General features: G+C 74.8%; 9 protein-coding genes. 1 reads left to right on the top strand and 8 read right to left on the bottom strand.

Annotation, left to right across the window (positions count from 1 at the left end; genetic code table 11):
* The 4 genes from ACWEVO_RS23040 to ACWEVO_RS23025 form a co-directional block, all read right to left on the bottom strand.
* Positions 1-514: PfkB family carbohydrate kinase (locus ACWEVO_RS23040; RefSeq protein ID WP_452309600.1), on the bottom strand; the 514-nt coding region annotated here is incomplete at its 3' end.
* Positions 515-556: 42 nt separating this feature from the next.
* A complete protein-coding gene (locus tag ACWEVO_RS23035; RefSeq protein WP_452309599.1) occupies positions 557-1030 on the bottom strand; it encodes a DUF1203 domain-containing protein in 474 nt (157 codons plus the stop codon).
* Between the two features lie 167 nt (positions 1031-1197).
* Positions 1198-2022 (bottom strand): MerR family transcriptional regulator, encoded by an 825-nt coding sequence (locus tag ACWEVO_RS23030; RefSeq protein ID WP_452309598.1) that lies wholly within the window; start codon positions 2020-2022, stop codon positions 1198-1200.
* A gap of 87 nt (positions 2023-2109) precedes the next feature.
* Complete coding sequence (locus tag ACWEVO_RS23025; RefSeq protein ID WP_452309597.1) at positions 2110-2763, bottom strand: TetR/AcrR family transcriptional regulator; 654 nt, start codon at positions 2761-2763, stop codon at positions 2110-2112.
* Between the two features lie 95 nt (positions 2764-2858).
* Between ACWEVO_RS23025 and ACWEVO_RS23020 the strand changes: the two genes are divergently transcribed.
* Positions 2859-3302, top strand: coding sequence for a hypothetical protein (locus tag ACWEVO_RS23020; protein WP_452309596.1), 444 nt, complete (start codon positions 2859-2861; stop codon positions 3300-3302).
* A 54-nt stretch (positions 3303-3356) separates the two neighbouring features.
* Here the strand turns inward: ACWEVO_RS23020 and ACWEVO_RS23015 are convergent, their stop codons facing one another.
* The 4 genes from ACWEVO_RS23015 to ACWEVO_RS23000 form a co-directional block, all read right to left on the bottom strand.
* The gene (locus ACWEVO_RS23015; protein WP_452309595.1) at positions 3357-4970 is read right to left on the bottom strand and encodes an asparagine synthetase B family protein; all 1614 of its coding nucleotides are present in this window, start codon (positions 4968-4970) and stop codon (positions 3357-3359) included.
* A gap of 6 nt (positions 4971-4976) precedes the next feature.
* Positions 4977-5942, bottom strand: coding sequence for a hypothetical protein (locus ACWEVO_RS23010; RefSeq protein WP_452309594.1), 966 nt, complete (start codon positions 5940-5942; stop codon positions 4977-4979).
* 100 nt (positions 5943-6042) lie between these two features.
* Positions 6043-6840, bottom strand: coding sequence for an isocitrate lyase/PEP mutase family protein (locus ACWEVO_RS23005; protein WP_452309593.1), 798 nt, complete (start codon positions 6838-6840; stop codon positions 6043-6045).
* Positions 6837-7829, bottom strand: a 993-nt coding sequence (locus ACWEVO_RS23000) for a cytochrome P450 (protein ID WP_452309592.1), incomplete at its 5' end; no start/stop codon positions are given. The genes ACWEVO_RS23005 and ACWEVO_RS23000, both read right to left, overlap by 4 nt.

Raw genomic sequence — 7829 nt, 5'->3', positions numbered from 1 at the left:
GCCGACCGGCTGGTCGTGCTCGACGGCGCGCCGGCCGGTCGGCGGTACGGCCGCAGCGGGCCGCCGCGAGCGCGGCCGGCAGCGGCTGCTGGAGCTGGACGAGCACCGCCCGGGCGGCCCGCATTACCGGCTCGGCGGCGGCCACGTCCGCCTCGCTCAGCAGGGTCGCCGCCGGGATGTCCTCCAGGTAGCGCCAGCGCGCCCCGGTGTCCACCACGTCGACGATCAGCGCGCTGGCCGTGTCCGGCCGGCGCACCACCGGGGCGACGTCGATGCCGTCGCTGCGCGCCCGGCCCAGCAGCCGGTCGCCGACCTCGTCCTCGCCCACCACGCCGAGCAGGCCGACCCGGGCGCCGAGCTGGGCCAGCCCGACCGCCTGGTTGGCGCCCTTGCCGCCGAGCAGTTCGCGGCGGCAGCGCACCGGGGCAGTCGCGGACGGGCCGGGAACCTCGTCGACCTGCAGGACGAGGTCCCGAGCCACCTGCCCGACGACGATCGCGTCCAGTCCCGCCATGTCCGGCTGATACCCGGGCCACCGCCGGTCACGCCCGGCGGCTCAGCCCCGCAGGACGGCGAACATGTAGCAGCCGTACACCACGTTGCGGCTGTGCAGGCGCTCCACCGCCGGGTCGGCGAACAGGTCGGCCACGACCGCCTCCGGGTCATGGCCGTCGTGCAGCCGGCCGCCCACGATCCGGCCCTGCCGGTCGTACGCGCGCAGCACCTGCGGCCGTCCCCGCCAGTCGGCCGGGTACCCGGTGGACGCCGGCGCGGCGGGGCAGTCCGTGTCGTGCGCGAAGATCGGCCCGAGCTCCCGGTACGGCCCGTCGGGCAGCGGTGGGGCGTACCCGAAGAGCAGCAGCCGCTCCCCCGGGTGGGCGTCGCGGAGGCAGCAGCGCAGCGGCTCGCCGCCCTCGGCGGTGGTCCGTTCCACCGGTCGCCCGCCCGCGTCGAGGCCGGTACGCCGCACCTCGGCCAGCGCCTCGGCCGGGAGCGGCTGGATCAGGTACCCGGTGCGTGCCGTCGTCATGCCCCCAGCCTGGCCGGGGCGGCCCGCGGATGCTGGCGGCAATCGGACGTCGCGCCCCCACTGCGCTCGACTTTCCGACATTCCGCATTTAACGCCCTGAAGTGGGTAGACCCCGTCGAAGCCGGTCGGGACGGGCTGCCCGCCACCCTCGGGCAGCCCGTCCCCGATCACCGCCGGGAGACCGGGATCTGGAGTTCCGTCACGCCCTCCTCCGGCTTCTCCGGGCAGTAATCGAGGTAAACCTCGCGGGCGTACCCCTCGGCCCGCCAGCCGTTCTCCTCGATCCACCGGGCGAGCACCGCCATGCTGGCCTCGACCTCGTCCATCGACCCGTGGTGCACGATCGTCGCGGCGGTGGTCACCGCCGGCAGGTCGACGACGGCGACGTCCGCGGCGGTGGACGGGTCGACGGCGACCGTCACCCCGGCATGCACCACCACCGCCTCCCCGTCGCCGGCCGGTTCGTACCAGGCGATGCCCGGCCCGGTCGGGCGGACGCGGGCCTCGTCGAGCCGGCGGAACAGTTCGGGATAGAGCGGCTGGATCACCGGACCGATGTCCGGCGTCTCGTAGCTCGGCGCCACCGCGGTCAGCTCCGCGATCCGCACCGTAGGGATCTCCTTGAGCACGACGTCCTTCGTGGTCATCCGACCCTCCGTTTCGAGCATCCGGAGTCTCGCCTCGATCCCGGCCAACCGGACGGTGTCCGCGGCGATCTGCGCGGTGAGCTGGGCGCGGCGCAGCCGCAGCATCCCGCGCAGCTCGGCCGGGTCGAGCCGGTCGTCGAGGACGGCCCGAACCTGGTCCAGGGTGAGCCCCAGGCCCTTCAGGGCGATCACCCGGTTGAGCCGGCCCAGTTGCTCTGCGCGGTAGTAGCGGTAACCGGTGTGCGGGTCCACGACGGCCGGTGGAAGCAGGCCGATGCCGTCGTAGTGGCGCAGCATCCGGACCGATACCCGGCCGAGTACGGCGAATTCTCCGATGGTGAACATGGCCCCCTCACGCTCGTCCCTGACACGGTGTCAGAGTCAAGCCCGCGGCGGGCGACCAGCGTTTCGGCGATCATGTCGGTCGGCGATTCAGCCGGCGACCGTCCCGTCGGCTCCGCGGCTCCGGATGCCGACCAGCACCATGTCCAGCATCCGCTCGAACTCGGCCTCGCTGCCGAAGCCGGCCAGCAGCGGCGCCAGGGCGGCCAACGCGGGATAGGCGTCCGCGTCGACGTCGTCCATGCTGGTGGCGCCGTCTTCGGGAGCGGGGCGCACGGTGGCGAGCAGGTAACCGTTGAGGAAGCCGAAGAGCGCCAGGGGGGCGTCGGCCGCCACCCGGTCGGGCAGTCCGTCGCGCAACATCGCCGCGATCAGGGTCTCGACTGCGGCCAGGGCCACCGGCGATCGTTGGGCCCGCGTGGCCAGCAACGGGAGCACGCGGGGGTGCCGCAGGGCCATGTTCCGGTAGACGTGGGCCACCCGCCATGCGATGTCGTCCCACGGACCATCCGGGTCGATGGCGTCGGGCGCCGTCTCCGTGAGGACGGCTTCGGACACGGCGTCCAGCAGCGCGGCCTTGCCCTTGATGTGGTGATAGATCGACATCGGGTCGACGGCCAGCTCGGTGGCCAGCCGGCGGACCCCGAACGCCTCCAGGCCGTGCCGGTCCACCAGATCCACCGCGGCCGCGGTGATGCGTTCGCGGGTCAGCCCGGCCGGTGTCCCCGGGGTGCGTCTGGTCACGGCACTCCTTTTTCCCTCGTGCAAAACCTACACCGCAGGGTCTATCCTCGAGGCGTAATCTACAGCGTAGGAATGAGGGCAGGGTGATGACGACGGTGGCCAGGATCCCGGGTGACCGGACCACGTTCGCGACGATCGGGGCCGGGGCGCTGCTCACGCTGGTCGCCGCCGTTTTCCCGTTCGTCGACCGGGCGACCACGACCGTCCTGGCGGACCACATCCGGGCGGGATATCCGACCTACGGTCCGGCGGAGATCAACGCCGCCGCCACCGCGTACCTGGCGATCCTGTCGGTGGTGGGGGTGCTGGGGCTGCTGGGCTGGCTCGGCACGGCCTGGGCGGCCCGCGCCGGCAGAGGCTGGACCGGCTGGTTGGCGACCGGCCTGTTCCTGGCGGCGGTGGGCACGTCGCTTGCGGCGCTGACCGTCCAGGACACCTCCGGGGACGTCGGTCTCGCGCCGTTGCTGGGGTGGCTGCAGGTCCTTCCGTGCATCCCCGGACTGGCGGCGGTCGTGTTGCTGTGGCGACGGACGTCCTGACCCGGGTCCGCCCGCGTCGATGAGCCGAGGACGCGGACCGACGACCCACGGCGTTCAGCCGGGCAGCGGCGCCCCGTCCCCGCCCCGGGTCCGACGCGGATTGACCAGCCGCCGGACCATCGGCGCGGCGTTCCACCGGGCCGCACCGACCAGGTCGCGGGCGTGCTCCAGCACCGTGTAGTCGGGCCGGGCCAGGCCCTCGGCGATGGCCCGGTCCAGGTCGTTGCCGCAGCGGCTGAGCACGCTGTCGAAGTCGCGGCGGACGGGTTCGAGCAGGTGGTAGCCGAAGGAACGGTGCAACCGGGCGAAGAGCGGCTTGTAGAGCCGGGCCCGCTCGTGCAGCCCGGACGAGTACGACATCGGGTTCTTCGGCCGCCGACGGATGTAGTCCGGGAGCAGGTCGGCGAAGGCCCGGCGCACGATCCACTTCTCCTGGCCGTCGCGGAGCTTCAGGTCGAGCGGGAGCCGCATCGCCAACTCCACCACGCTCAGATCGAGGAAGGGCAACCGCGCCTCCACGCCGTGCCCCATGCTGGCCCGGTCCACCCGCTGCAACTCCGTCCGGCACAGGTTGCGGATCTTGTGGAGGAAGAGCCGCCGGGACCGTTCCGGGCCGACCCGGTGGTACATCGGATAGCCGCCGAACAGCTCGTCCGAGCCGTCGCCGGTGAGCACCACCTTGACCCCCAGCTCCCGCAGCCGGCGGAAGATCGGCACGGTGACCACCGCGTTGATGATGTCCCCGTACTCGGTCAGCTCGGAGACCCGGATCGCCTCCCGGACGTCGGCCAGCCGGATGTCCCGCGGGCGCAGCTCGATCACCTCGTGCGGCACGCCCAGGTCGGCGGCGAGCCGCCGGGCGTACGCGACGTCCGGGCTCTCCGGTACCCCGACGGTGACCGCCACGCAGTCCGGGTGCAGCTGCCGGGCGTGCAGCAGCGCGAGCGAGCTGTCCAGTCCGCCGGAGAGGACCACCCCGACGGTCAGGTCGGTGTCCAGCCGGACCCGGATGCTGTCGGTCAGCGCGGCGCGGACCAGGGCGGCGGCCTCGTCCGGGTCGTCGATCACCGGCGCCCCGGCGCCGAGGCCGAACAGGTCCAGGTACGGGCGCAGCCGGACCGGCCCATCCGGCTCGGCCCAGCCGTGGTGCCCGGGGGGCACCTCACGGATCGGCGCGTTGTGCCCGACCAGCGCCTTGATCTCGGAGGCCAGGTTCAGGCAACCCGGCCCACGCGACCAGTAGAGCGGCTTCACGCCGAGCGGGTCGCGGGCCAGGTACGCCCGGCCGGTGGCCCGTTCCACCACGACGAAGGCGTACTCCCCGCGCAGCCGGCGCACCGCCTCCTCGCCCCATTGCCGGAACGCGGCGAGGACCACCTCGGTGTCGCCGGCGCTGCGGAAGGCGTAGCCGAGCCGGGTCAGTTCGGCGCGCAGCTCGTGCTGGTTGAAGATCTCGCCGTTGTAGCAGAGCACGTGCCGCTCGTCGGGCGACACCCAGGGCTGCACGGCCCGCTCCCGGTCCACGATCCGCAGCCGGCGCACGCCGGCGAGCAGGCCGTTCTCCTGCCGGGTCTCGGTCACCTCACCACGCGGGGCGAGGACGGCGAGCATCCGACGGAAGGTGGCCGGGTCCGCCTCGGGGCCGACGCTCAGGGCTATCCCGCACATTGCCGCTCACATCCCCATCTCGGCCTCGTACGCCCGGCGGAAGCGGCGGCGGGCGGCGGGCGCGAGGCAGAGGTGCCAGGCCTGACCCTCGTCCACCACGTTGACCTCGCCGGCCTCCTGCCGCGCCAGCAGCAGCTCGGCCAGGGTGTCCCGGACGCCGAAGCGGCGGAACCAGGCCATCTCCACGTCCGCCGCCCAGCCGAGGCAGTGTCCGCTGGGCACCATGGCGGCGTACCCGAGGCGGCGCAGCCGGTACTGGTGCTCGGCGCTGCGGGCCAGGCTGGTGACCCAGAGTGGCGGGGTGCCCGGCGGAGTGGCCAGGGCGAACGCGCGGGCGATGTCGTTGAGCAGGGCCACCACCTCGCGCCGGGCCCGGCGGAACATCAGCCCGGCGGTCTGCGGGGTGGCACCGGGCAGCAGCCGCCGCCGGACCGCCCGCAGGCCCCGCCCGACCAGCGTCGCGGGCTGCTCCTGGTAGCGGAAGGCGAGCAGTCCCCGGCGGCGCAGCCATTCCAGGTCGACCAGGTCGGTGCTGGTGTTGACCTGGCCGTCGGTCAGGAAGACCGGGTCGTCCCCCCACCACATCACGTCGATCCGGGAGAGCAGGTAGATCCGGACCAGCGCGGTGAGGTCGTGCGCCGAGCTGCGGGTGTTGGGCTGGTAGCGGGCCATCTCCAGCAGCAGGGTCTCCCGGGCGCCGACGAGCCCCTGCGGGGTGGCCGCGAGGACCCTGGCGATGGCCGGCTCCCGCAGCCGCTGGTCCAGCAGCACCTGCCGGGCGGTGGTCGACGGGGCGTCGGCGAGGGCGCCCACCTCGATCAGCAGTTCCGCCACCGCGGTCCGGTACGCGGCCAGGTCGGGCGGGTTCGGCGCGGGCCGGCGGTCGATGGTCGGCGGCCGCCGGCGGGTGGGGGCGGTGGACGCGACGGCGGGCCCGGGCTGCGGGCCGGGGCTTCGGCTGGGCACTCGCATGGTCGGGTCCCCTCTCCGGGCAGGACACGGCGTGATGAAACCTGAAACACACCGTAATCACCGAGACCGGTAGATCCCCGAACAATCTTCCCATCTCCCTCTAAGGAGCATCTTCAGGCACGGACAGCGCCTGCACCCACCCGTACGCCGGTGCCGCGGGCAGGCCGGCGTCCCGCCCGGCGCGGACCGCGTCGGCGACGTGCAGCGCCGCCCCGAGGGCGGCCCGGAACAGCAGGGAGCCGGTACTGACCCGGGCCACGCCGAGGCGGCCCAGCGCGGCCAGGTCCGGTCCACCGGGCCGGTACAGCACGTTGAGCGGCCGACCGGCCTCGGCGACTAGCCGGCCGACCAGGTCGTCCGGCGCGGCGGGCACGAAGCAGCCGTCGGCGCCCGCCGCCCGCCAGGCGCGCATCCGGTGCAGGGCCTCGTCGAGGGGCGCCGGTACGGCCAGCCACCAGGCGTCGGTGCGGGCGTTCACGAAGAGCCCCGGCACGGCCGCCTTCACCGCGGCGATCTTGGCGGTCGCCAGGTCCACCGGGGCGAGCGTGCCGTCCGGGCGGCCGTCCTCCAGGTTCACCCCCACGACGCCGAGCGCCGCCAGCTCGGCGGCGTAGTCGGCCACCGCCGCCGGGTCGTCCGCGAAGCCGTCCTCGATGTCCACGGTGAGCAGCACCGGCAGGCCGCGCAGCCGCCGGACGAGATCGAGGGTGTCGGCCCGGGTGGCACCCACTCCGTCCGGCTTTCCCCCGGCCGCCGCCACCCCGAGGCTGGTGGTGCCGATCGCCGGATGGCCCCGGGCCACCAGGGCGGCGGCGGACGCGTGGTCCCAGGCGTTCGGCAGCAGCAACGGTCGGCCCGGCCGGTGCAGGTCGCGGAAGGCGGCGGCGCGGTCGTTCATCGGACGGTCACCTCGAGGCTGGTCGGGATCCGCAGGGTGGGCTGCGGCTGGTAGCGCACCGGTCGGTCGAGCCCGGCGCAGCGGCGGCGGAGCACGTCCACCACCCCGGCGGCCAGGGCGAGGGCGTGCCGCTCCCCCGGGCACCCCCGGGGCCCGGCGCCGAAGGTCAGCGCCCCATCCGTCCGACCGGGCAGGAACCGGTCCGGCTCGGCGTAACGGACCGGGTCGCGGTTGGCCGCGTCGAACCGCAGCAGCAGCGGGGCGTCCGGGGCGATCTCCCGGCCGGCCAGGTGCAGCGCGGCGGTGGTCACCCGGCGGGTGGCCCGGACCGGCGGGTCGAGCCGCAGCACCTCGGCCAGCAGGGCCTCGGTGGAGACCTCCGCCGGCACCGCCGGGGCGTACCGGACGGCCCCGCCGATCAGGCCCGCGGTGGCGTCACAGGCCTGCACCAGCAGCCCGATCCGGTTCGCGGCGACCTCGGGCGCGGCCGGCGGGGACAGGGCCAGCAGCGCGGCCACCGCCCGGTCCGCGCGCGCCACCGCCGCCGGGTCGGCACCCGGGTGGTAGGCCGCGGCCACCGCCGGCACCGCCGCCCCGGCCGCCGCCGGATCGGCCTGGCCGATCCGCGCCGCCAGCACCTCCAGCGGTACGCGCCGGGCAAGCCCGGCCATCACGTCGATCCGGCGCCGCGTCGCCACCGCGTCGAGCGTCTGCTCGGTGCGGCGGGCCGCTGCCCCGCGCAGGTCATCCGGGTCGAGTTCGGCCAACGCGGCGACGCCGACCGCCCGGCGGGCGGGGTGGCGGTCCGGCGCGCTGAACCGGCTGACCGCCCCGCGCAGCCAGGCGAGGGTGCCCACCGGCCCGCCGGACGCGACCGGCACCACGCACCGCGGGTCGGTCAGCACCGTCACCACGTCCGCGTACCGGGTGACCACCCAGCCGTCGTCGGCATCGGGCATGGGCTCCGCGCAGGCCGGCGTGCCGGCCGG

Source organism: Micromonospora sp. NPDC003776, from assembly GCF_053605645.1.
This window is presented reverse-complemented; position numbering and strand designations above follow the sequence as displayed.